A 23,708-nucleotide genomic window follows, 5' to 3' on the forward strand; every position below is an offset into this window, starting at 1 on the left:
ACTCAAATTCGGCTGGTTTCGGATAGGGCTTGTATCCGAATTGACCCGAACACAATCGGCTGAAAGCCCGCATTCAAAGGCGTATTGTTGGCCGCATTCGATAGGCATTTGACGCAATTGAGCTAGGCAAATTAAGACAATGAGCAAAACCAGTGATTGGAAAATCGTTGCTACAGAGGGCGCGACCGTCGACGGTCGCCAAATCACTGCAGCGCAAATTAAAGAGATGGGCGAGTCCTACTCGCAAGACGTGTATCCCGCTTTAATTTGGCCAGAGCATTCCCGCTCACATTGGAATGTGTTTGCCGGCAATAACTGGGGGGAAGTGCCCGAAGTCAAAGCTGAAAAGCGCGGCGGTAAAATGCGCCTGCTCGCCAAAATTACCCCAAACGACTATCTACTTACGGCCAACAAGAAAGGCCAAAAGCTTTATTCATCGATTGAATTGCATCCCGATTTTCAAGGCACCGGGCGCGCGTACCTCGTCGGTCTTGCTGTGACTGACTCTCCTGCATCCACGGGGACGACGCGCCTGACCTTCTCACGCCAAGAAGGCGAAACGCATCAAATTGAAACCGACTCGCTTGAGGTGATTGAGCTCACTGAGTTTTACACCTCAAGCCGTTTAGCGGCCGCGTTCGCCACCCTGGCAAGCCACTTCCAATCTGGCGGTGAGCTGCCAGCGCTGACTCCCGCCGAGCCTGAACCAGAGGACACCACCGTGACCGAAGAAGAACTAAAGGCCGCACTGAAAGAGAACTTTAGTGCGTTCAAACAAGAGCTGAAGGACGAACTCAAGCAAGAGTTTGCGCAGCCAAATCCAGAGCCAGAGCAGGCACCTGAGCCCGCGGGCGACATGGCGGCGCAGTTCGCGGCCACGCTGGACGACAAACTCAACCCACTGCTTGAAAAGGTCGAGGGGTTGGAAAACAAATTTGCCGAGCTTGCCAACGAAGTGCCTGGGCAAGAGCCACAGGGTACCGGCGTTGATGACAAGTTCTCTACCGCGGAGATTTTCTAAATGTTGAATGCGATTTCGACCAAATACCTTCAAGAATACACCGCGGCGACGCTGTCGGCCGCCGGCGCCGATGCCGGCGTTGGCATGTTCAATCTGACGCCGCCAATGGAAACCAAACTGCGCCAGGCGATTATGCTCTCGGATGCGTTCCTTGGCATGATTTCGTTGCTGCCCGTGCAGCAAATCAAAGGCCAAGTGGTCGATGTCGGTAACGATGGACTCTCAACCGGTCGCGGCGATGGAGAGCGTTTTAGTGTCGAAGTGGGCCAAAGTGGTAACACGTACGAGCTGGTCAAAACCGATTCGGGTGCCCACATTCTATGGGAAACCATGACCCAATGGGCGAACTCGGGCTCGAAAGGTCAATGGCTCAAGATGATGCAAAGCGCGATTGCGCGCCGCTTCGCGCTCGATATGCTGCGCATCGGGTTTAACGGCACCTCGGTAGCCGCGGTCACCAAGCCCAAAGACAACCCACTCGGTGAAGACGTCAATAAAGGGTGGCTGACCATCGTCAAAGAGAAGAAGGGGACGCAGGTTCTTGCGAAAGCCAATCTCGATGCGACGGGCAAATCCGCGGATTCTTACAAGAACTTGGACTCCCTGGTGCAAGACTTGATCAACACCACGATTGCGCCCGAGCATCGCCAAGACCCCGATTTGGTGGTGTTAGTCGGCTCAGAATTGGTCGCCGCGGAGCAGCACCGTTTACTCGAATCGGCGGAAACGCCAACCGAGCACAAAGCCGCGCAAAGCCTGGCCAAAACCATTGCGGGTAAAACGGCCTACACGCCGCCGTTCTTCAAGCCAACCAGTATTTGGGTGACCAACGTGAAGAACCTGCAAATTCTCACTCAAGAAGGCACGCAGTGGCGCCGCCAGAAAAACGATGAAGACACGCTTCGCTATAAGCAAAACCATATTCGTATGGAAGGCTACGCCGTGGGCAACTTGAATAAGTTCGCTGCGATTGAAAACGTTACAGTCGTCGAGCCGGCAGAAGCTGAAGCGGCCGCTTAAGGAAATCAGTCATGGTTAGCCCATTAGCCCGTCAACGTCGTCAGCTTCTTGATTCGCACGCTAACCAGGTGGCATCGGAGCGCGTCTCCGGTGCCAATACCCAAAGCCTGCATATCAAGCTCATCGACTTTGAAGAAGACAGAAAATACCTGCGCCGATTGAATGCCATTGCCCAGCGCGTTGAGCACAAACGCAGCGTCCTGGTCCCGAAATACAAAGCGTATGTGGAACACTACCTCGCCAGTGGGGAGGTGTTTGAAAACCCGATTTTTACCAACATGGTGATTTGGCTGTTTGATGTCGCCGACATTGAGACCGCCATCGATTGGTGCTTGAAAGCCATTGCGCTGGATTTACCCACGCCTGAGAACTTTCGCCGTGACTGGCCAACGGTGTGCGCCGATGAAGTGTTGGCCTGGGCGGAAAAAGAATCCGAGCGCGGTCATTCGATTGAGCCGTACTTCACCAACGTGTTTGAGAAGATTCAGCACGATTGGCAGCTTCACGAAGAAGTCGAGGCCAAGTGGTACCGCTTTGCGGGCTTGCACCTCATTCGAAACGAAGACGGGCAGCCGCAAGCCACCAGTATTGGCCGGATTGAAACGCTTGAAAAAGCGCGTGACCTGTTAGAGCTGGCGCACGACAAGTACGACAAAATCGGGGTGAAAACCCAAATCAAGAAAATTGAGCAGCGCCTTCGCGCGCTCAAAGAAAACACGAATCTTTAAGACTCCTACGCCGCCGCGCTCGGCTGGCGAGGTACGAGTAGCCATAGCTCACTCAATGCCGTCGACCCAGTGGCTAGAGCGCCTTTATTAGAGAAAAGGGTTTGCGATGTTTGCAGGTTCAACCGGCGCCAATTATCAAGACACTACCATCACCAACGATGGGTTTTGGCCCGACATTAACGCTGGTGATTTTGAGCAGCGTCGCGGTATACCTGCCGCGCAAGATGGCCAGCGCATTGCGATTGCGTTAGTCAATGCGATGGCGGAAGTGAATCAGCAGCTCGCACGACTTAAAGCCCGCTATGAAAGCCAAGGCCATCAACACGTGTCAGACGTCAAAACCTTTCCTGTGCTTGAGGGTAAAAACCGCGTGGAATACCAGTACGAATCCGCGGTGTTTGCCAGGGCCAAAGCGGATTTACTGCCCGATATCGCGACGGTGCACACCAAAGACAAGGGTGATCATTTAGCGGAGCGTAGCGAACAAACGCGAAACGAATTACTCGCAGAAAGCCAGCGCATCATTCGCAACATGAAAGGGCTCAATCGCTCGTCGGTGGATTTGTTATGACCACGCAATATCAAGCCGGCTATAAGTTACGTGACCTCAAAGCGTTCCTGGCTTCAGTCGTGGGCGAGAAAATCGCCAAGCGCATGGAGTGTGAAATGGGCCGCGTTGAGCTCAAGCTGCAAAGCAAGAACATGGGCCATGGGTTTGATCTCTTGTATCAGCGTTACGAAGCGGATTTTTATTTCGATAAGTTTCCGTTTACTCACTATGACCCCGCGGTGCTGTTCGCCAACGTCGGCGCTTGGCTGCTTGATAATGACGCGTCGCGCTTTGACCATGATGACTTAGACGACCCCGAGGTTGATGTGGTGATGGAAGATGAAAACAGCGCCGAGGTACTGATTTCAGTGACGTTCGAAGAGCCGGTGAAAGTGATTCAAGACGACAACGGCCCCATCACTTGGCGAGGCCAGCAGTGGCGCATTGAAGAGTATGCGATTTGGCAGGCCGAGCGAGTGTCCGATGTGGTGAGCCGCCGTGCTTGAGGTGCGCGCCGATAAGCGCAGCTTTCTGCGAATGAAGGAGCAGCTCGCGCTTTTAAAACTCGATAAAAAGGCGCGGACTCGGGTGCTTAAAGTTTTGGGCAAGTACATCACCAAAACCACCAAAAAGAACATTCGTGCCCAGCGCGACCCGGAGGGAAACCCGTGGCCAAAACGCAAACGGGGACGGCGAAAAATGCTGCGCGGCTTTACCAAAAAGCTCAAGCATTTTCAAAAGAGTGACCATCGCGTGTTGGTGGTCGGTTGGCCGTCAAGACGCGGCACCATTGCACTCGCTCACCATAGCGGTGAAGCGCAAAAAAGCGGATTGCAGCAGCGTTTTAACCAGGCAAAGAAAGCTAACGAGCCCAAGAAAACCGACCCCGCGACACGTGAGCAAGCCAAAGCGCTGCGCGACTTGGATTTTAGGCTGCCAGCGACGGGCCGGCAGATGCGGGGTAAGAAACCGACGCTCAAGTTCATCATGCAAAACATGACGGTGGCAGAGGCGGCCAAAGTCATCAGTGATTTAGAGAACAAACACCCCGCTCGCAAGTGGGACATCGACCGCCCCGAGCGCCGATTGATTGGCATCAGCGCCAGACGCGCCGCGATGATCATCAAGCGGGAATTAAACCGAAACAGGAGTAATTAGACATGGCATGGCCTTCCGTCATTATCAAAATTTTAAACCTGATGAACGGCCCCATTGCCGGGGTGGAGCATCACTTTCTCTTTGTCGGGTTCGGCGCGGTTCAAGGCGCTGAGCGCAATTTGCTGATGGTGGATGCCACAACCGATTTGGATGATGCGTTATCCCAAGCGAATGATTCGCTACTGGCCACGGTGACCGCCGCGCAGCTCAATGGCAAAAGTGAGTGGACCGCAGGCGTGATGATCATCGATGAAAAAGACAACTGGCAAGACGCGGTATTTAAAGCCAATGAGACCTCAAGCTTTGAAGCGTTTGTGCTCGATTTCCCCGCGGCTGATAAAGCGCTGCTTGAAAGCGCAGTGGCACTGCGCACCGAGCTCAAAAGCAAGCTCGCCCGTGAAACCTTTGCAATTTGCTGCTTGCCCGAGATTGACCGCAGTGAAGACGGGCAGTCGTGGGCGCAGTGGTTAGCGAAAACCGTCGCCATCCCCAAATATATCGCCAGCGAATACATCACCGTGGTGCCGCGCGTTCACGCCGATGGCTCAACGCTCGGTAAATATTGCGGCCGCCTCGCCAACCAAGAAGTGTCGATTGCTGATTCACCGGCGCGGGTGAAAACCGGCAGCGTGCTCGGCAGCACCGATTTACTGACGGATAAAGACGGCAAAGCGCTTGAGCTTTCTGTGCTTCGCACGCTCGAAGAAAATCGCATTGCGGTGCCGATGTGGTACCCCGATTACCCTGGTCAATATTGGACAACGGGACGCACACTCGATGCGCCTGGCGGCGACTATCAAGACATTCGCCATATTCGTGTGGCCATGAAAGCCGCGCGCAAAGTCCGCGTTCGTGCCATCGCGCGTATTGCCGATCGTGAATTCAACTCGACGCCAGCCAGCGAAGCGAGCGCCAAACTCTACTTTACCCAAGATTTACGCCAAATGGCGGTGGTGACCAAAATCGGCGATTACGAGTTTCCAGGTGAAATCAAACCGCCAGAAGACGGCGACATCACCATTACCTGGGCAAGCAATGAAGAAGTCGAAATCTTGCTTGCGGTTCAGCCTTATGAATGCCCCGTGAAAATCACGATTGGCATCATGATCAAGCAATAATCAGGAGCGATAGCGATGAATGCGCGTTATACCGGTCGAAGCTTCGACGTCAATATCCTCGGCGTGTTGGTCCACGTCGAGTCGGCCTCAGCCACCATCAATGATGAATCCGCCGTCGATAAAGAGCGCGGTATTCCCACTGGCTTTACCCATGGCGCGGTGAGCTGTGAAGTGGAATATGAGCTCGACCTAAACAACTTTCGCAAGCTGCAGCAAAAAGCGCGTGAAGCGGGGAGCTGGCGCGCGGTGCCGGCTCATGACTGCATGTTCTATGCGAACACGGGGGATGAAGAAGACAAAATTGAGCTGTTTGGCGTCAAGCTGCAAATCTCAGATTTGCTGAGTGTGGATCCCAACAGCAGCGACAAAAGCAAACGCAAGCTCACCGGCTTTGTCACCAGTCCCCATTTTGTGCGCATCAATGGGATTTCCTACCTGAGTGCGGATGATACCCGCGGCTTGATGTAAGCCATTACCAAAGAGAGAGCGTTTCAATGCCGGATTTTATCGATCATGCCAGTACCCAGGAAACAAAATTCACCGAGATGGCGATTGCCCATCAACTCAAAAGAAGCGTGCAAACCACGGCGCAGGAAAGTGCCAAAGAATGCGCGGAGTGTGGTGAGGTCATCCCAGAAGGGCGCCGAGTAGCGATCGTGGGCTGCCGTTATTGCGCGACCTGCCAAGCCGAATTGGAGTAACGCCATGAGAGATTGGTACGACAAAGTCACCACCGGAACGGCTTACTTGATGTCACTGCTTGGCATGACGTTCAGCAAACTGACGTTCGAGCAGTGGTATTTCATCTTGTCGCTGGTGATCGGTCTGGCCGCTTTGGGATTGAATTATTGGCACAAACGCGCGATGCAACGCATCGCCCGAGAAAAGGGGATTGCACTCAATGACGCTGACTAAACGTCTTATTTGTTCGGTGGCCGCGGTGATCGGGTTGGTCACCGGTGGAGTCGCGCTGAATAACCAAGAACGACCTGTTGGCCAAGTGACGCTTGGCTCAGAGACAGTGGCGACGCTGCGTATTAGCCCTGTAGGGCTGGAGATTATCGGCAGCGCGGAAGGGTGCCGACAGACACCTTACACCTGCCCATCGGGGCTTATCACCAATGGCATTGGTAACACGCACGATGTGACGGGCAAGACGGTATCGCTCGAGCAAATCGCGGCCGATTGGGTGGCGAATTTAAGCGACGCGGAGCGCTGTATTTCCCAAGTTGAATCCCAATCGGGCGAGAGGATGTCACAAGGTGAGTTTGATGCCTTTACGTCGTTCAGTTTTAACACCGGATGCGAGCGGTTCAAACGCAACCGAGATGGCAGCGAGACCGAGATTTATCGGCGTATTAAGCACGGGCGGTTCACACAAGCGTGCAATGAGCTTCGTCGCTGGGTGTATGGCGGCGGAGTGAAGCTCGAAGGCTTAATCCACAGGCGGGAGAAGGAATATGCTCGCTGCATTGCCATTTAAACGTCTTAAGTTGGCCAAATGGTTTGGGCTGGTTTTGGTTGGAGTGATCATGGTGTCGATGTGGTTGATGTTAAAAGCCAGCCGCGCGGAGCAGATGGCCTTAAGGGCGCGGCTTGAGACTGCGCTAGAGAGCAACCAAGTGAGCCAGGCTTCTATCAAGATGCTTACCAAGCAAAGCGAAGCGGCCAATCGGCTCTTGGTTGAGCGGGCCAGAGCGCAAAGCGAGCAAGAGGCGAAGCTCAATGATGATATTCAACACCTCCGTGACAGGCTCAACGATGAGCCCTGTTATCAAAAGCCTTGGCCTCGCGATGTTACTGAGCGGCTGCGCGAGCCGTACTGAGGTAGTGATGCGCCCGATGTTGCCGCCGGCTGGGCTTATCGTGCCTTGCACTAAACCCGCACTCAAAGCGACAACGCCAAGCGTTACGGCGAGTGAGGATATCCCGAGATTAAAAGCGGCGCTGAGCCAATGCGCTCAGCAAGCCGAAGATTATTTGAACTGGCGCAATCTGCGCGAAAAGACAAAGAGGAATACCCATGACTAAACCTGCTTTTACCTCCAAACCGGTGATTGTGACTGTTGGCCCAACGGATTTTGAATTTACGCCGACGGTGCAAGATGCCAACAACTACACCAATGACATGATGCCCAACAATAAAGTGGCGCCGGCTTACGCGTATTTAACGCGCACGGTGAAACCCGAGCAAAAAGACGAGTTAACAGGGCTACTCGATAGTGTCCCAGGGCTGACCATTGAGCTTTACGCGACCGTGAGCAGCGCGTCGAAAGGTGGGATTGAAATCTCGCTAAAAAAATAACCCAAAGGGCAAAGCGCATCGAGGATAACCCCATCGAACAAGCCTTTGCCCTGCGCCGTCATTTTCTGCCGAATGAGGCGGATGATGAGCAGAGCTTAAGCCGAGCGATTTGGCTTGATAAACATCAGTTCGAGCGAGAAGAGCGAGCCGTGATGAGCGCCATTAGCCGTTTGTTTAAAAAGTAAGGCCAGTAATACGCGATGAGTATGGACAAGCTATTAATGCACGTGGCCCTGGTCGACCAAGTGACCAAGCCATTGCAGGCATTACCAAACAAGTGCAGTCTTCCATGAATGTGGGCCGCCAAGGTCTGCAAAACATGGCCTCCGGCGGCGCGGGTTTGGTGGCGACCGGCTTTGCGATTCAAAACGCTCTGATGCCAGCGATTGAAATGGACCGCAAGCTCGGCGAGGTGAAATCACTTGGCGTGGCGGATGAGGCGTTAAAACAGCTCCAAGCCACCGCGCTCAATTTCTCGGCCGAATATGGTAAATCGGCGACCGATTTTGTTGCGGCTTCTTATGATATTCAATCGGCCATTTCGGGCTTAAATGGCGATGAGTTGTCGCAGTTTACCCGTGCTTCGGGCGTGTTGGCCGCGGCCACCAAAGCGGATACTGCCACCATCACCAGTTACATGGGCACCATGTACGGCATTTTCAAAAACCAAGCGGCCGAGATGGGCAAGGCCGAATGGGTGGATGATGTGGCTGGTAAAACTGCCATGGCCGTACAAATGTTCAAAACCACCGGCTCGGAAATGAGCCGCGCGTTTACCAGTGTTGGCGCCAATGCTACTTCGGCCGGTGTGGCGATGTCGGAGCAAATGGCGATTTTGGGGACCTTGCAAGCGACCATGAGTGGCAGCGAAGCGGGGACCAAGTATCGAACGTTCTTAGCCGGTGTCGCGAACGCACAAGACCGATTGAATCTGTCGTTTACCGACAGCCAAGGCCAGATGCTGCCCATGCTCGAAATCTTGGACAAACTCAAAGGCAAGTATGGTGATACGTTAAGCGTTGCCGAATCGGCCGACCTGAAAAAAGCGTTTGGCTCCGAGGAAGCGGTCAGCATGATTAAGCTGTTGATGGCTGACACCGATGGGCTGGCCAGCAGTATTGATCAGCTTGGCCAAGTCCAAGGCATGTCCAAAGCCGAAGATATGGCCGGTGCGATGACCGATCAATGGGAGCGATTGGAGTCGGCTTGGTTTGCGGTGCGTGCGGCGGTGTTTGGTGCGATTCTTCCTTCGATTAATGCACTTGTTGGGAGTATTGCTGATGGCCTGACTTACGTGACGGGCTGGACGGATGAATTCCCGTTTTTGACTCAACTGTTCGCGTACGCGGCGGTCGGCGCTCTCGCCCTTGGCGGCGTAGTCGCGTCACTGTCTCTCATCATGGGTATTGGCCAAATGATGTCCGGCGGCTGGGCGGTGACCATGGGCGCGCTCAATGGGGTGATGAAGCTGTTTCGCATTAGCACGATAGCAACCACGGCGGCAGCATGGCTGTTCAATGCGGCGCTTTGGGCCAACCCCATCACCTGGGTGGTGGCGGGGATTGCTCTACTCATTGCGGGCGTTGGCGCAGTGATTTATTGGTGGGACGACTTAACCGCCGCGTTTAAAGACACCGCGTGGTTTAAAGTCATTTCTGGCGCCATTGAAGGGATTGTGGATTTACTGAATTTGATCCCAGGCGTGGACATTGAATTTGGCAGTGATGTCGATACGCCTGAGGTGAGCACGGCAGTTGAAGCGGAGCGTAACGCGCCCAAAGCGATTGAGCCTGTCGCCTTTGAGGCGCCCGAGATGCCAAGTTCGATGACAGGCAGTATCGCTGATTATAAGCAGCCCAATAATACGCCGACGCTGCCGCCCAGCATGGTCCAAAACGTCACCACAACCACACAAAAGCAGGGCGCAAAAACCACCTCGTACGGCGATGTGTATATCACCGCGCCAAACGGCATCACGCCCGACCAACTTGCAGAATGGGACGAACTCAATGCCGGATAAACGTTACATCGATATCAAAGTCATTGATGGGGGCTGGCAAATGGACGCGGGCCAGCAGCCGACCGAGTGCAGCGATTTGTACAGCATCGCCCAGGACATCAAACACGCCATCATGGAATCGGGCCTCGCTCGTTTGTTGGTTGCCGAGCGAAACCCCGCGTTACGCGCCGACGTTCTGGTGCAAATCGAACAGTTAGCGGAGTTGGACACAAGGTTAATCCCTGGCACCGCGACTGCCACAGAATCTGAGGTGGGCCACATTGATGTCACCGCCACCGCCTATGACTACGGCGACCTAGCAATTTCAGTCTAAGAGAGGGGCTATGAGTAAACGACCAACCGCCGACTTTATCGATATTCTGAGTGAATCCGGCGTGCCGGTGACTGAAGCGGACTTTGAGAAAGTGCTCAAAAGCGATGTAGTGAGCGCCGGCAGTCAAATCTCCAACGACTCGGAGATGTCGCCGTTTTGGCGCTGGGTACGCGCTGCGGTGGTGACGCCGAGTGTGTGGCTGATTCGCACCTTATTGGCCGGACACATTATGCCCAATATGTACGTCGGGACCGCTGAGCGTTGGGCGCTCAAACTCAAAGCCTGGGAGCATAATATTGAGCCTAAAGAAGCCGAGAGAACCGAAGGTTACATCACCTTAACTAAGGCCAGCGCGGCCGATGCGGTCACCGTGGAAGCCGGCAAACTGATTCAAACCCTGCCCATTGAGGGTGTGGTGTATCAAATGGAAATTCTGGAAAACATCGTCATTGAGGCTGGGCAGTTGACCGGAAAAGTCCTAACTCGCGCCACCGAGCCTGGCTCCGCGTTCAATCTGCCTGCCGGCTATTTCAATATCATTCCCGAAGAGCTGCCAGGTATTGTCGATGCGGTGAATGAGTCGGATTGGATAACCCAGCTTGGAGCAGAAGAAGAGAGCGATGAAGAGCTCGCTTTGCGTATCCAAAACGCCTTCACCAGTTCGGGCGAATGGCACATCGATGATGTCTACCGCTCGATTATCGCCAGCGTGGCCGGCATTCGTAGCGACAATATCTATTTCAACAACACGGGCCATATTTCCCCAGGCAGCGCCGAGGCGTTGATTTTGATGGAAGTCGGTGCGACGCCGCAGCCGGTACTTGATCAACTGAATCACTACATCATGGAACAAGGCCATCATGGCCATGGCGATGTACTGACGTGTAAAGCCATTCCAGACAACCCGAGCGAGGTTCTTGCCGAAGTCGTGTTGGCGGCAAATCTGACGGATTTACAAACGGTCAATGAGCTTGAAGAAGTGGAAGGGCGCATTCGCGCGGCGTTTCGAGAAACGGCGGCGTACCCTGACATGACGCGCGCCAAGCCGCTGAGCCGCTTTAGTTTGTCGCGGATGGGCAGTGAAATTCACACCCACATGGCGCTAGTGAGTTCGGTCAGGTTCACCGTAGGCGGAAAGGTTCAAGAAGATATTGTGAGCGGTCTTGAGCAGCCGCGTCTTCAATCGCTTGTTGTGAGAGAGCTGGAAGATGGCTGAGCACAACGCGCCCAAACTGCCGAAAACAGTCATTCCTTGGTGGCAAGATGGCAACACGACCAGTGACGAGCTGAAAGAGCCTTACTTTTTATCCAAAGGCGTGTTGGCTTACTTCCAAAGACTTCGCGCTTGGTTGCTGTTTCCGCTCAATCAAATGGATGCGCTGACTTGCAGCGAGCGCACGCTCAAGCTCATCGCCTGGGACCGAGACATCACGCGTTTCGAGGGTGAGCCACTTGGCCTGTTTCGAAAACGCGTGAAATACGCGGCGATTAACGCCAAAGACGCCGGCAGCGTGAGCGGCTTTAAACGCATTTTTGAGCGGCTGGGCATTGGCATCGTGGCTTTTAAAGAGCGTGAAAACCCTGAGCAATGGGACGTGTGCACGATTGAACTCAGCGATGGGGATATCTCAAGCAATGCCCGGTTGGCGCAAACGCTCATTGAGCAGTATGGCCGGACGTGTCGCCGTTACCGCTTTGAGGTGATGTTTAATGTCTCCATATCGATAGGCAGCGCCGCGCTGTCTCACTCTCGCCATCTGTATGTGGCCAAAGAAACGCACGGCCTAAACATCGAGTTCAAACCGCAGCCTATCCAAAACCGTCAACAGGGCTTTATCGCCCGTCTCTGACAAAAGGAAAATTATGGTATGAGTCAAACCGTCATTCCACTTCAATTTGAACAGTATTTGCAAAACCAAATCAGTGCGGGTAAAGCGCCGGACATGAATGAAATGGTGTTTGCGTATATTCCAGGGTTGGATCCAAGCGCGCCCATTGACCGCGCGAATGGTCTGCCGGAGAAAAGCCTTTGGGTTCACACTCAGCGTATCGACCAAGTCGGCAAAATGGGCGAGAACGCGCTTGCGTATTCGGTGGTGATACCGAGTAATCAACCGTTCTTTACCTTTAACGCGATTTACCTCCACGATAATAATGTCGCCAACTCTTGCGGCATGGTGGTGCACAAAGCCGATGAGACCAAAGAGCTCGGCATGGCCATCACCAAATCGCTGGTTCAGGCGTATGATGGCGCCGCTAACGTGGCGGGTATCGAGGTCGGTGCGACGACCTGGCAAATTGATTACCAGGCGCGCCTTTTTGGTATTGAGGAAGAGATGCGGCTCACTAATCTTGATACCTATGGCCACACTGCGTTTGTTGATGGGTTTGAAGTCGCGCAAACCGAGGATGAAACGAAGTGCACGGTTTCAGTCGGTGAGGTGTATGTCGGCGGTCTGCGCGCAATTTTAGATAAAGCTATCACGCAACGTGTGGACACCAAGCCGTGCACCTTTTATGTCGATGTCGTTCGCCAGGGCTCCGAGCTCTCGGTGTGGAAAAACGTGCCGACGATTTTAGTCTCTGAAGATGAATTAACCGATTATGTGGATACTCAAGGCCACGCCCACTATCTGGCGAAACTGGCGAGCATCGATGTCAATGGAACGGTGACCGACCTGCGCGTTAAAGGCGGCCTTGCCAAGCATGAGCAAGAAGACAACCCGCACAAGCAATATCCGCTCATGACCGAAACGCAGTGTTTGGAGTTTAATCCGGAGCGCACATACCGACTGGGCGAGCTGTGCTTTACCACTGACGCTGATACCGGCGCGGTGCGCTACTGGCAGTGGTATTCCAATGTCGAGTCACTGGCCGGCATTGACCCAACAAACCCAGATAACCGCCGCCCTGGTTGGGAAGATAATACCAAGCCGTGGTACTGGAATCCGTATGTGCCGAAACTCCCTGGTGAAACCCTTGGCTGGGACTCCGATAAGATTCCTGAAATTATGGTCTTAGCGATTGGCCAGCAATTACCGGTGGCGGTGTACCACCGTTTGGCTAAGGCGAAACCGCATTGGATTGATGAAACGGACAACACTGTAATTAATGTTCCTGACCGCCAAGGGCGTTTTACCCGCGCTGCGAACGGCTCAAGTTGGCTGGTTGGTGAAACGCACGAGCATGCGATGCAGGTCATCAAAGGCAGCTTTGGTTATTTGTGTGCAACGCGAAATAACGCAACCGCGTTTGGTAGTGGGCCGTTTACTCGCGGGGCGTCCGCTGGGCAAGGTCGAGGCTCCGGTGATAGCACCGCGTTTCGAATCGAATTTGATACCTCGAATTCTACTGCCAACACCGGCGATGAAACACAGCCACTTGGTTACATTGAATGGGTAGGGTACGCATTATGAAGATGAAGTTTTGGACCTTTGATGAAGACACGCTGGAAGTGAACCCAGTAGCCGTCGAGCTGATCCGTCAATCAAAGATGGATGAATACCCCAAGCGCGCCTTACTCACTGAGCCTCTACCTAAGGTTGAAGGTAAAGCGGTGATTGTCAGCAAATTTGAGTATGGTCGCCCGACAAGCACCAAATACGTCACCGACTTACGGGGGAAAACGTTGTATTCCATCGAAGATTGCAGCGTGACCCAAACCATGGAGTCGCTCGGCGACGTACCGAAAGGGTGGACAGTTGAGGTGCCGATGTCCCATTACTGCGTGTGGCAGGATGAGCAATGGAGCGTCGATACAAGTGCGAAGCACATTGCCGAATTTAACCAGGTGGATGAGGCCCGCCGTGACCGCTACGCCCAAATGGTAGACCCACTGATTGCGGAAGCGGTGATTAAACGCTTGCAAGACGATGAAGCCGGCGCCAAAGCGCTCGAGCAACAAGCGCTCGGCGCGCGCGCCAAAATCCAAGCGGCAAACCCATGGCCAGAAGTGGTTTAGCGTATGTGGCATGAATCTGCACTTAGCTGGCCAAGTCGCGCCCAGACGATTCAAACTCAAGCGGAATCCGTCACCGAGAAAATCGGCAGCACCATGAGTGAGGCGCTCGGCCGGTTATCCAGTATTCAAAGTGACGCCCAGTTTGGGCGTCATCCTTTAAGCCCTGACGCCGAGGCGCTGCTTGGTTTACGTGGTGAGCTAGAATCGCTGTTATCGACCGGGACGGTGCTCACCGTCTCACCGTACCAATTCAATGTTGGGACGAAACTGGAGTCAGGAAGTTACCTTAATCCGCAAACGGCTGTGAACGTGTTATCGGCAAAATTACGGGATTTCGCGGATAAATACCGGCCCACCGGACACGTTCATTGTGTTGCGGTGATGGCTACGGCGTCTCAGCTGAGTCCGTTCGCGACTAAGTTAACTCAACTCACACAAGTACTCCCTTTGCCAGATTGGTGCCAGGTTGCGAGACAAGCTAACGCGCTCACCACCAATGAGGTGGATAAATTCCATCAACCCGCGAGTATTAAACAGCCACGCTTTAAACCGATGGCGCACATTAATGCCAATCCGCTTCGTAGCGTGCTCGCTGAGCAAGGCGCGCAAATCGCCACGCTCGAGTCATTGGCTGATGATGCCACCGATGTGATTGGCAAACTGCAGGCGTTAGCTGCTAAGCGCGAAACCAAATTGAGCGGCATCAAAGGCCAAATCGATGCGTTGAAGAATGTCCAGGGGAGCGTGTATTCATTCTCGATGTCGGGCAATACCGAGAGCTTAGCCACGCAACTGAGCCAAGCTGGCGCACCCAATAAACACCCTTTGACGGTGGCGAGCTTGTTACTCAGCGCTGAGCCGATGCCGTTTTTAGAAACGCTGCTAGGAGGATAAGCATGTTAGCACTTGATGGGATGCCGGTGAGTTTGGACTCGATGAAAGTCGAAATGTCGATGGAGCTGAAAGACCAGGACATGAGCGGTCAATCCTCAGGGACCGAAACGGCCGAGCAGGGTGACAAAGGCAAAAAGCTCACCTTCAGTGGGCGTGTATCGTTCGTGAACGTGGGGACATTAACCCAACTTTATACTCTCGCATCAGCCAAGAACGACGCAAATGAGCGCAAAGTTTATCGCATTGGTAACGACATTGCGCTGGCGCTGAAAATTCGCAACGTTAAATTCACAGGCCGGATTAACGCCAGCGAGCACGATACGTTGCAAGCCTGGAATGTGTCGTTTGAGTTACGCGAGTTTAACAGCGTGGCCGAGCAAAAAGAGCAGCGAGCGAAAGCGCAAAACCAACCTGAGCAGCGCGATAATACCCGCCTAAAACAAGCGCTCATCAACGCTGAGGAAGCCACGCAATGAAGCTAGACAAACGCCTGTTTATTAATGATGAAGAAGTGAATTTGGCGAGTCACATGGTGAGCTTAAAGCTCTCGCTTGGCAGCGTGGCCATCTTCAAAATCAAAGCCGAAAGCGCGCCAAAGCGCCTTGACCTGGTTCGTTTTGATATTGGCTATGAAAACAAACTCGCGCCTTGGTTCGAAGGCTTTATTGAAAAAGTGCACAGTGCCGAAAATGGGTACTACAAAGTCACGGTCAAAGAACTCTCCGGTATTTTAGGTAAGCGCTGGCCGATTAGCATCGAACATCCAACCGCCCATGAGATTATTGAAAAACTTTCCACCCTCACAGGGCTTGAGTTTAATCTACCCGAGGTCGATTACATGACCACGCGCATTCCTAACTTTGTGTGTCATGGCTCGGGCTATCAGTGTTTAGAGCAAATCGCTCGAGCATTTTCGGTGCCCGACTGTATTTGGTATCAAGATACCGACCAGACAATTTATTTTGGTTCTTACGAACACAGCCATTTTGTCAACAAACCGATGCCACTGCCGAAAGAGTTTACGAGCCGGCAAAGCGGGAACAGCGTCACCTTTGTGCCGTTTCCGATGCTGCGGCCGGGTAGGGTGATGAATGGCAAACGTGTGACGCGTTTAGATTTGATAGATGATGAAATGACGGCCTATTGGAAAGACAGTCAAAGCGATGTCTTGGCCAAAAAGCGCGAAACTTTGCAGCAGTTCCCCGAGCTTGCCGCCGGGTACCACTTACCCAAGTTTGGCCGAGTGGAAGCGGTGCGCGATGTGGCCAAAGTCGGTCAAGTCGCTGATCCATTTCGCCCACGTTATGCCATTGATGTTCAATTGCTCGATGAACACCTGCAGCCTGATTTAAGTGTGCCGGTCTATCAATCCATTCCGTTACCGGTTCACATGAGTGGCCACGAATCAGGATTATTGTCATATCCCCTTGAAGGGAGTGTCGTTGACATCGCGTTTGCGTATGGGCGCAACGATAGGCCAATCATACGTGGCATTTATGGGCGTGAGTATGCGCTGCCATCGATAGAGCCTGGCGAACAACTTCAGCAACAACGTGAAGAAGTCAGCACCCGACTCGATGCGGCGGGTAACACCATCCACCAAACAGACCAAACACAAACCTCAATCGCGTTTGAGAAAATCGACCAAGCCGACCGCTATCACGGAAAGTATGGTCAGCATCATATTGACGTTGGTGAGCACAGCACCGAAGAGGTGACAGGCAAGAAGCTGATTGAAGCGCTCGGTGCAATTAACTTACTTGCAGGCGATGATATCGTTCTGGGTAGCTTGGGGAATATGCAAACCGCCACCGCAGGAGATTTGGTGGAAACCATCGGCAAAGTTCGGCGAAGCATTGCATCAGAGCATCAATGGCTGCAAGCGCCAAAGACATGGCTAGGCTCGAAGGAAGAAAACGTTCTCGTGCTGTTATCGGAGCTTATGCAAGTCGTGAAAGAGCTGGCAGATACATTAGCCACTCATACTCACAGTGGAGTCGCACCTGGTAATGCGATGACACAGCCTCCCACTCAAGCAAGTGCCATAACTAATCACGGAATCCAAAGCTCAGAGCTCAAGACCCGCCTAGATCCCATTTCTCAATAAACTCTGGTCATTGACAGTGTTCACCTTGTAGCTGCTCCGTGCTAGTACTAAAGTTATGCAATATGGCTCTTATTGTTTGTTCTAGTTACTATAAGGAAATAAGGATGTTTAGAAATTTAATTCTACTGTTTACGATAACTTTTCTTTCTGGTTGTACTTCAATGATGCAAGCTGTAAACGCAGACCCGACACGAGTTAATGTTATTGGTGCAGATGAAAAAGATGTTGTTGCGACAGTATCTTTAGCAGCAAATAGGAGAACAATGATTGTGGGTTTAGCCGGAGAGGGAAAAGGAACATTTTGCGCGGAGCCACCTCCAGAGGTTGCCAATAATATAACAAGTGAAGTTGAGGCAGCTCTAAAGGCGACAGTAGAGCGAGATGGCTTAGCAGGAGTTGATGCAGAAGGTAACCTAAAAGACTTTTTTAAAACTACTGTTGTTCAATTGTCTGAACGAACTGCACTACTGGATATTTATCGCACGGGGACTTATTCACTTTGCCAATATCATCTAAACGGAGCCTTGTCTGGAACGGATTTAAAAGACCAATTCAAAAATTTAACGGAAGCAATAATAAACCGCCTGCCTAAAAATGAGCTAATTGATAATTGATGGATATTTATTTTCAATAAAAAATATTTTTACATAAAAAAGAGTTGAAGCGCGATAATTCAACTCTTTTTTATAGTTCTGTAAGTATTCGGCTACCCCTTTGCACGGAGCTTGCTTAAGTACAAAGTACTCTACATGGGTAGTATTCTTATCAGAGCTTATGCAGTTGTGAAAGATCTCGCCTATATATTACCTACCAATACCCGAAGTGGCGTCGCACCAGGAAATCCATGACACAACTTCCCATTCAAGCAAACACCATAACTAATCATGGTGCCGAGAGAACCGAACGTCAAACGCGATTAAAACTTATCACTCAGATGAATCGAACCACGTCAAATTCTGGCTCACCTTTAGTAATAATGACTACCAATATATTTGAAATGACTATCGCTTTAGGCGTGCTAAATTACTGGTGCATATATAATATGTTACCTATATAAATTATATTAATTTAGGAGTAACCGTTTTGACTGTGCTGACGTATTGCAAAATTGACGAAATGGTAATGACACCAAAGATGAAAGGCTACTTGGATCGTATCGAAAGTAAAGTAGCTTTAGGTAACCTACTGGCGACGTCAGTTGCATCAAGTCAATTTATTGAGCTTTTCTCTGGCCGAATGAGTGCGGGGAAACGTCTTAAAGCTATTTCTGAACACGATTGGGATTTGTTTGGTGAGGTAATGATGTCTTCTCACATCATTACTAAAAATGAAGTCAACAAGGTTGCGGATGAAGCACGACTTTTTTCTAGTGGGAAAGAAGCTAAATTTTGGGGGTGTGTCTACGATGCTACGCGCTAGTGTTATTCTCTCTGGCTTGATCGCTTTTAGTGCTAATGCCTCAATTGAAGATGCTTTTGAGCAATTAAATGCACAAACAGCTATTTGCCAGCAAAACGAAAGCTCACTCAAAACTGTCGAGGATAGCTGGTTGCTATCGTTAGATGATGATTCTTTGAAAATCGCTTTACTAATGCTTAAAGATTCAGCTTTAAGAAAATGCGTAGCTGAGCAAGAAAAAGAATATTTGTATGAAATTTATCTTGTGTACCAACAAACAGGGAATCGCCAACCGTTAGAGGCTTACTTAGGATTGATGGAGAACCGTGTGATTTCACTCCATCAGGAGATAGTTACAGAAGAATTTCTTGATGAAATAAAGCGTTTATCTAGTACTGATTTGTTTTCAAATACATTCGATGTTTTGGATGAATTTAAGAAAATTAGAAGTGAATGATTGTCTAAACCTTCTAGAAATCTAAACCCATGCCAGATTACCTTCAAGCCCCTTAACTGTTTAGCTAGGGGCTTTTCATTATACTTTCCTGCATAAGCAGTCTTAGTGATTCTTTATGTTTACATGTTCTATAAGCTGTACATGTTTGGACTCTGGAATTATACTTGTTCCATTATATGTACATGTGGAGGTTCTATGAGAATCGTATCTTTTACGGAAGCAAGAAATGGTCTGAAAGCTGTTTTGGACAGTGTTGTTAATGATGCCGACACAACAGTCATTACTCGCCGTGATTCAGAAGACGCTGTTGTTATGTCACTAGATTACTACAACAGCTTAATGGAGACTGTCCATTTGCTTCGTTCGCCTAAAAATGCTGAGCATTTGAATCGCTCTATAGAGCAGTATCGAGCTGGCAAAACAACGGCGCGAGAGCTAATTGATGAGTAATGGCCAACGCTTATTATCCTGGACGGACGAAGCCTGGGAAAATTATCTCTATTGGCAAACTCAAGATAAGAAAACCTTAAAACGCATCAATAAGCTTATCAATGATGTAAAGCGCTCACCATTTGAAGGAATCGGTAAGCCAGAACCTTTAAAAGAAAACTTAGCGGGCTTTTGGTCACGCCGTATTGATGATACCAACCGATTGGTTTACGCCGTTGATGACCATGCTATCACCATACTATCCTGCCGCTATCACTACTGAACTAGATATTATCTCTTACCATTGTGATTCTACTGATTCTTACTAAATAGGGCTCTTTCACTCTTAGTTAGAGCCTTTCGTTATTTCCGTCTGTCCTTAGCTCCATCACACCACGGAATGGCACGTTAACGTTACGAAATTCGCACTCACCTCACCCGCCTGCGAGGTTTTTCGATCACTTTTTTTTCAGTTTTGTTGTTACGAAAAATTGAGCTATTTGTATGAGGGCCGACATAAGTCAAGAGCCCAGTATAACTGGGCTTCAGAGTCGGCAGAGTAACTAAAATTTCCCTCAAAATACGGCTCTATAAAATTTCAGTCATTTCAGTTTTTTTCAGTAAATTGAAAAAATAAGATCAAAAAGGATCGTGTTTTATGGTCTTAACTATTTGAAAAATATTGTAATTATTATTTTTCGTGGCTGTTCGGGAGATCTGGGTGAAGTTTTATAAGATCTCGAAGGGAGGCACTGAGAGCATGAACCATAAGGCTTAAGCGCGATTTATGATGACAGAACATTTTTGCAAAAAATTTCTTGAGAAACATTCAAAAATGTCGGTTAAAGCACAATAATAGTGACCACGAAAAGCTGGATTTCGTCAGTTGAGTATTTCTAAACGGCAATCAAACAAAAAGTGGCGACATAATATTATGTCGCCACTTTATCGCCATTTAGACGTTATGCAATTTATAACTCGTTGTTATTTAGTGCATTTATTGCTAGGTACGTATTACTTAGTGTAAGACTGAGCAATGTTGTCGATACGCTCGTTGGCACGTGCTGCTTCTTCTTGTGCTGCCATCGCTGCATCGCTAGACTTTTGAACTTCAGAAGATAGTTCAGACTTCATAGAAGACACTTCTTGGCTCAGTTGGCTAACCTGATTGCTTAGCTCGTCCATTTGCGCTGTAGTTTCTTCGTCTGGACCAGATGCACAACCAGCGAGTAGAAGTACAGAAGACGCAGCTGCGGCGATTAACATCTTGTTCATATATGAACTCCTTGCATATTTTTTGTAAGTATCAAAATGACGCCCTATACCTTCTAAACAATATAGCGACGAGTTAAATTGTAGACTCAATATTACAGAACGCATAACGCCCGAAAGTCAAAAAAACCCAAGTTTTTAAGCAATTAACTTATAATTGACATTTGTTTCAATTTTGAGACGGTTTTGGTGGTTATTGCTATCTCATTGAATAGAAAAGCAAGTATTCGAAGGCGACTTCTCGTACCCATAAACGGTGAAATTTTGTGGTTCATGCTATCTATTAACCCCAAATTCGGTGTATTATGTCGCGCTTTGTCATGCCTTGCAGGCATGCCTTCAATCAATGTACACCTTAGTGGAGAGCACCTTTGCAATTTAAAGATTTAGGCTTGGACAATCGTTTGTTGAAAACGGTCAATCATTTTGATTTTAAACAAGCGACTGAAATTCAACAAAAGGCGATTCCAGTCGTTATCGCAGGTAAAGACTTGCTGGCATCGTCTAAGACGGGGTCAGGCAAAACACTTGCGTTTGTGTTGCCTATGCTTCATAAATCTTTGAAAAGTAAATCATTCTCTGCTCGAGATCCGCGCGGTTTGATTCTGGCGCCAACGCGTGAACTGGCCAAGCAGGTTTACAGCGAGTTGCGTACCATGTTGGCGAGCTTATCGTATGATGCTGCGCTGATTGTTGGTGGTGAGAACTTTAATGACCAGGTCAAGGCATTACGTCGTTATCCTAAGTTTATTGTCGCGACACCAGGGCGTCTGGCTGACCACCTTGAGCATCGTTCTCTGTTTCTGGAAGGTTTGGAAACACTGATTCTCGACGAAGCTGACCGAATGTTAGATCTTGGTTTCGCGCCGGAGCTGCGCCGAATTCACCGCGCGGCTAAACACCGTCGTCGTCAAACATTGATGTTTTCGGCGACCTTGGATCACGCTGAAGTCAATGGTATCGCGTTAGAGATGATGCAAGCACCTAAGCGCATTGCGGTTGGTGTTTCCAATGAAGAGCATAAAGATATCACGCAAAAATTCTACTTGTGTGACCACCTTGACCATAAAGAGGCGTTGCTCGATAGGGCGCTGGAAGAATCAGAGTATAAGCAGGTCATCATTTTTACCGCAACACGTTCAGATACTGATCGCCTGACAGAAAAGCTTAATCAGAAAAAGCTTAAAGCGATCGCCTTAAGTGGTAGCTTAAATCAGACTCAACGCAATACTATCATGAGCCAATTTGAGCGTGGTGTGTTTAAAATTTTGGTCACGACAGATGTCGCATCACGTGGTTTGGATATTGGCAATGTCACGCATGTGATTAACTTTGATATGCCAAAACACACAGAAGAATATGTGCACCGGGTTGGGCGTACTGGGCGTGCTGGCAATAAAGGAGATGCAATTTCTCTGGTGGGTCCAAAAGACTGGGATAGTTTTAAACGTGTTGAAGCCTACTTGCAACAAGAGTTGACCTTTTCAGTATTTGAAGGCTTAGAGGGCAAATTCAAAGGCCTTAAGCCTCGCCAACCACAGGTACCGAAAGGCAAAGCGACCCATAAGAAAAAAGCCAATCCGAAATCGAAAGCGGCTGCGAAGAAGCCCGCGGCTCGCGATAAAAGCTTTTATAAAAATGTCTCGGTGGGTGACGATGTGTTTGTCCCACGTAAGAAGACCCCACCTAAAGTCGATGACGAATAAAATGACTAAAAAAGCTGACCAAGTGTCAGCTTTTTTATTTTGGCGCTTGATGTTTATGTTGTAGTAATCGACATCGCCACGCAACCTACAAACCGCGGATAACAAAGACTTGGCAGTATTCAATGACATGTTTTAGCAACAATATGGCCTAGCCGAGTCAACGCTTTTTTCTTATTTCCAATCCAGACTCGTTAAATAATTTCTTCCAAATCATCACCCTAGTTAGTAATTTTCGAAAATCTCTTACCGCGCAAAGTGTCATAGAGGCTTCAACGAAGTGAAACACAACTGTCATATTTCCCCCCTAAAGTGAGCATCGTCAACTGAAAACATAACGGCAATTAAGCCTTAAAGGATATTAGTGATGAAAAAAACAGTAATCGGTGCCATCGCTCTATTGGGTGCAATGACCATGAATACCGCTTCAGCTCAAGAAACTATTTCAGCAGTGGGTTCAAGCAGCGTTACTCCTTTGATGGAATTCTTCTCAGAAACCTACATGAAGAAGAACCCGAATGTGTTCATCGAAGTACAAGGACCAGGTTCTTCAGCAGGTGTTAAAGCAGCGAAAAATGGCTCTGCAGATTTAGGTATGGCTTCACGTAACCTCAAACCAGCAGAAGAAGAGCCAACGCTCAAAACAGAAGTCATTGCTCGTGATGGTATTGCGGTTGTGGTTAACCCTAAAAATACCATCAAGGGTTTAACGGCAGAGCAAGTTTCAGCGATTTATAAAGGTGAAGTGAGCAACTGGAAAGATGTCGGCGGTGAAGATAAGCCAATCGTCGCTATTACGCGTGATACCGCATCGGGTACTCGTGGTGCCTTTGAAGACATCATGTCGCTTAAAAAGAAAATTGGCGATAAAAAAGTCTCTGCAATTTCACAGCGTGCTCAAGTGGCAAACGGTAACGGTGGTCTGAAAACCATGGTGGCATCAAACCCTTACGCGATTGGTTATATCTCGTTAGGAACCGTTGATAACACAGTACATGCTCTTGATATCGACGGCACGCCAGCAAGCGTTGATAACGTGAAAAGCGGAGACTACAAAGTCGCTCGTCCTTTCCTTGTTCTTTATAAAGAAGGCAAGCCATCTGCTGAAACGCAAAAATTCCTTGATTGGATGTTGAGTGACGAAGCACAAGAGATTGTTGCTGACCACGGTTACATCTCAATCAACTAATTCAGCGTATGAAGACCCAGCAGTGAAACTAAATTTTGCTCAGCCCACCTTTTCGGGCTGAGCGT

Annotated in this window: 31 protein-coding genes and 1 pseudogene; 31 read left to right on the forward strand and 1 reads right to left on the reverse strand. The window is 50.0% G+C overall.

Annotation, left to right across the window (positions count from 1 at the left end; genetic code table 11):
* Positions 1-139: 139 nt before the first annotated feature.
* The 29 genes and pseudogenes from ACFFUV_RS12125 to ACFFUV_RS12265 all read left to right on the forward strand — a co-directional run bounded on the left by ACFFUV_RS12125 (position 140) and on the right by ACFFUV_RS12265 (position 19,762).
* Positions 140-1,021: a GPO family capsid scaffolding protein gene (locus ACFFUV_RS12125; RefSeq protein WP_390192964.1), complete on the forward strand. Its 882-nt coding sequence runs from the start codon at positions 140-142 to the stop codon at positions 1,019-1,021.
* Positions 1,022-2,041 carry a phage major capsid protein, P2 family gene (locus tag ACFFUV_RS12130; protein WP_390192965.1) on the forward strand — a complete coding sequence of 340 codons (1,020 nt, stop codon included), beginning with the start codon at positions 1,022-1,024 and terminating at the stop codon, positions 2,039-2,041.
* Between the two features lie 11 nt (positions 2,042-2,052).
* On the forward strand, positions 2,053-2,769 hold the full coding sequence (gene gpM, locus ACFFUV_RS12135; protein WP_390192967.1) for a phage terminase small subunit: 717 nt from the start codon (positions 2,053-2,055) through the stop codon (positions 2,767-2,769).
* A 106-nt stretch (positions 2,770-2,875) separates the two neighbouring features.
* Positions 2,876-3,340, forward strand: a complete 465-nt coding sequence (locus tag ACFFUV_RS12140) for a head completion/stabilization protein (RefSeq protein WP_390192969.1) — start codon at positions 2,876-2,878, stop codon at positions 3,338-3,340.
* On the forward strand, positions 3,337-3,825 hold the full coding sequence (locus tag ACFFUV_RS12145) for a phage tail protein (protein WP_390192970.1): 489 nt from the start codon (positions 3,337-3,339) through the stop codon (positions 3,823-3,825). Before ACFFUV_RS12140 ends, ACFFUV_RS12145 begins: the two co-directional genes overlap by 4 nt.
* On the forward strand, positions 3,818-4,477 hold the full coding sequence (locus tag ACFFUV_RS12150; protein ID WP_390192971.1) for a phage virion morphogenesis protein: 660 nt from the start codon (positions 3,818-3,820) through the stop codon (positions 4,475-4,477). Before ACFFUV_RS12145 ends, ACFFUV_RS12150 begins: the two co-directional genes overlap by 8 nt.
* A gap of 2 nt (positions 4,478-4,479) precedes the next feature.
* Positions 4,480-5,595 (forward strand): DUF2586 domain-containing protein, encoded by a 1,116-nt coding sequence (locus ACFFUV_RS12155; RefSeq protein ID WP_390192972.1) that lies wholly within the window; start codon positions 4,480-4,482, stop codon positions 5,593-5,595.
* A 15-nt stretch (positions 5,596-5,610) separates the two neighbouring features.
* On the forward strand, positions 5,611-6,063 hold the full coding sequence (locus tag ACFFUV_RS12160) for a phage protein (RefSeq protein WP_390190070.1): 453 nt from the start codon (positions 5,611-5,613) through the stop codon (positions 6,061-6,063).
* A gap of 26 nt (positions 6,064-6,089) precedes the next feature.
* Positions 6,090-6,296, forward strand: a complete 207-nt coding sequence (locus ACFFUV_RS12165) for a TraR/DksA C4-type zinc finger protein (RefSeq protein ID WP_390192974.1) — start codon at positions 6,090-6,092, stop codon at positions 6,294-6,296.
* A gap of 4 nt (positions 6,297-6,300) precedes the next feature.
* Positions 6,301-6,510: an HP1 family phage holin gene (locus tag ACFFUV_RS12170; protein ID WP_390192976.1), complete on the forward strand. Its 210-nt coding sequence runs from the start codon at positions 6,301-6,303 to the stop codon at positions 6,508-6,510.
* Positions 6,497-7,078, forward strand: coding sequence for a lysozyme (locus tag ACFFUV_RS12175; RefSeq protein ID WP_390193317.1), 582 nt, complete (start codon positions 6,497-6,499; stop codon positions 7,076-7,078). The genes ACFFUV_RS12170 and ACFFUV_RS12175 overlap by 14 nt, the downstream gene beginning before the upstream one ends.
* Positions 7,056-7,421: a DUF2570 family protein gene (locus ACFFUV_RS12180; protein ID WP_390192978.1), complete on the forward strand. Its 366-nt coding sequence runs from the start codon at positions 7,056-7,058 to the stop codon at positions 7,419-7,421. The genes ACFFUV_RS12175 and ACFFUV_RS12180 overlap by 23 nt, the downstream gene beginning before the upstream one ends.
* Before the next feature lie 7 nt (positions 7,422-7,428).
* On the forward strand, positions 7,429-7,626 hold the full coding sequence (gene lysC, locus ACFFUV_RS12185) for an Rz1-like lysis system protein LysC (protein ID WP_390192979.1): 198 nt from the start codon (positions 7,429-7,431) through the stop codon (positions 7,624-7,626).
* Entirely contained in the window at positions 7,619-7,900 is a 282-nt protein-coding gene (locus tag ACFFUV_RS12190) for a putative phage tail assembly chaperone (RefSeq protein WP_390192981.1), read from the forward strand. Before lysC ends, ACFFUV_RS12190 begins: the two co-directional genes overlap by 8 nt.
* A 50-nt stretch (positions 7,901-7,950) precedes the next feature.
* Positions 7,951-8,085 carry a DUF6890 family protein gene (locus ACFFUV_RS12195; RefSeq protein ID WP_390193318.1) on the forward strand — a complete coding sequence of 45 codons (135 nt, stop codon included), beginning with the start codon at positions 7,951-7,953 and terminating at the stop codon, positions 8,083-8,085.
* Between the two features lie 15 nt (positions 8,086-8,100).
* Positions 8,101-9,920, forward strand: a pseudogene (locus tag ACFFUV_RS12200) (phage tail tape measure protein).
* The gene (locus ACFFUV_RS12205) at positions 9,910-10,233 is read left to right on the forward strand and encodes a DUF2590 family protein (protein ID WP_390193321.1); all 324 of its coding nucleotides are present in this window, start codon (positions 9,910-9,912) and stop codon (positions 10,231-10,233) included. The pseudogene ACFFUV_RS12200 and the gene ACFFUV_RS12205 overlap by 11 nt, the downstream one beginning before the upstream one ends.
* A gap of 10 nt (positions 10,234-10,243) precedes the next feature.
* Positions 10,244-11,449 (forward strand): baseplate J/gp47 family protein, encoded by a 1,206-nt coding sequence (locus ACFFUV_RS12210; protein WP_390192983.1) that lies wholly within the window; start codon positions 10,244-10,246, stop codon positions 11,447-11,449.
* Positions 11,442-12,083 carry a phage tail protein gene (locus ACFFUV_RS12215; protein ID WP_390192984.1) on the forward strand — a complete coding sequence of 214 codons (642 nt, stop codon included), beginning with the start codon at positions 11,442-11,444 and terminating at the stop codon, positions 12,081-12,083. The genes ACFFUV_RS12210 and ACFFUV_RS12215 overlap by 8 nt, the downstream gene beginning before the upstream one ends.
* 18 nt (positions 12,084-12,101) lie before the next feature.
* The gene (locus ACFFUV_RS12220) at positions 12,102-13,649 is read left to right on the forward strand and encodes a phage tail-collar fiber domain-containing protein (protein ID WP_390192986.1); all 1,548 of its coding nucleotides are present in this window, start codon (positions 12,102-12,104) and stop codon (positions 13,647-13,649) included.
* Complete coding sequence (locus ACFFUV_RS12225) at positions 13,646-14,194, forward strand: hypothetical protein (protein WP_390192990.1); 549 nt, start codon at positions 13,646-13,648, stop codon at positions 14,192-14,194. The genes ACFFUV_RS12220 and ACFFUV_RS12225 overlap by 4 nt, the downstream gene beginning before the upstream one ends.
* 3 nt (positions 14,195-14,197) lie before the next feature.
* Entirely contained in the window at positions 14,198-15,088 is an 891-nt protein-coding gene (locus ACFFUV_RS12230; protein WP_390192991.1) for a hypothetical protein, read from the forward strand.
* Between the two features lie 2 nt (positions 15,089-15,090).
* Positions 15,091-15,564: a baseplate complex protein gene (locus ACFFUV_RS12235; RefSeq protein WP_390192993.1), complete on the forward strand. Its 474-nt coding sequence runs from the start codon at positions 15,091-15,093 to the stop codon at positions 15,562-15,564.
* Entirely contained in the window at positions 15,561-17,195 is a 1,635-nt protein-coding gene (locus ACFFUV_RS12240; RefSeq protein WP_390192996.1) for a hypothetical protein, read from the forward strand. Before ACFFUV_RS12235 ends, ACFFUV_RS12240 begins: the two co-directional genes overlap by 4 nt.
* Positions 17,196-17,299: 104 nt before the next feature.
* A complete protein-coding gene (locus ACFFUV_RS12245; protein WP_390192999.1) occupies positions 17,300-17,809 on the forward strand; it encodes a hypothetical protein in 510 nt (169 codons plus the stop codon).
* 508 nt (positions 17,810-18,317) lie between these two features.
* The gene (locus ACFFUV_RS12250) at positions 18,318-18,614 is read left to right on the forward strand and encodes a hypothetical protein (RefSeq protein ID WP_390193003.1); all 297 of its coding nucleotides are present in this window, start codon (positions 18,318-18,320) and stop codon (positions 18,612-18,614) included.
* Positions 18,601-19,050, forward strand: a complete 450-nt coding sequence (locus ACFFUV_RS12255; protein ID WP_390193005.1) for a hypothetical protein — start codon at positions 18,601-18,603, stop codon at positions 19,048-19,050. Before ACFFUV_RS12250 ends, ACFFUV_RS12255 begins: the two co-directional genes overlap by 14 nt.
* Positions 19,051-19,245: 195 nt before the next feature.
* Complete coding sequence (locus ACFFUV_RS12260; protein ID WP_390193008.1) at positions 19,246-19,500, forward strand: type II toxin-antitoxin system Phd/YefM family antitoxin; 255 nt, start codon at positions 19,246-19,248, stop codon at positions 19,498-19,500.
* Positions 19,493-19,762, forward strand: a complete 270-nt coding sequence (locus tag ACFFUV_RS12265) for a Txe/YoeB family addiction module toxin (protein WP_390193011.1) — start codon at positions 19,493-19,495, stop codon at positions 19,760-19,762. The genes ACFFUV_RS12260 and ACFFUV_RS12265 overlap by 8 nt, the downstream gene beginning before the upstream one ends.
* A gap of 731 nt (positions 19,763-20,493) precedes the next feature.
* Here the strand turns inward: ACFFUV_RS12265 and ACFFUV_RS12270 are convergent.
* Entirely contained in the window at positions 20,494-20,754 is a 261-nt protein-coding gene (locus ACFFUV_RS12270) for an Lpp/OprI family alanine-zipper lipoprotein (RefSeq protein ID WP_390193014.1), read from the reverse strand.
* Between the two features lie 368 nt (positions 20,755-21,122).
* Between ACFFUV_RS12270 and ACFFUV_RS12275 the strand changes: the two genes are divergently transcribed.
* Both ACFFUV_RS12275 and ACFFUV_RS12280 read left to right on the forward strand, forming a co-directional pair.
* Entirely contained in the window at positions 21,123-22,457 is a 1,335-nt protein-coding gene (locus ACFFUV_RS12275; RefSeq protein ID WP_390193017.1) for a DEAD/DEAH box helicase, read from the forward strand.
* A gap of 364 nt (positions 22,458-22,821) precedes the next feature.
* Complete coding sequence (locus ACFFUV_RS12280) at positions 22,822-23,643, forward strand: phosphate ABC transporter substrate-binding protein (RefSeq protein ID WP_390193020.1); 822 nt, start codon at positions 22,822-22,824, stop codon at positions 23,641-23,643.
* The last annotated feature ends 65 nt before the right edge of the window (positions 23,644-23,708 follow it).

The organism is Vibrio olivae, from assembly GCF_042428525.1.
Lineage (GTDB): Bacteria > Pseudomonadota > Gammaproteobacteria > Enterobacterales > Vibrionaceae > Vibrio > Vibrio olivae.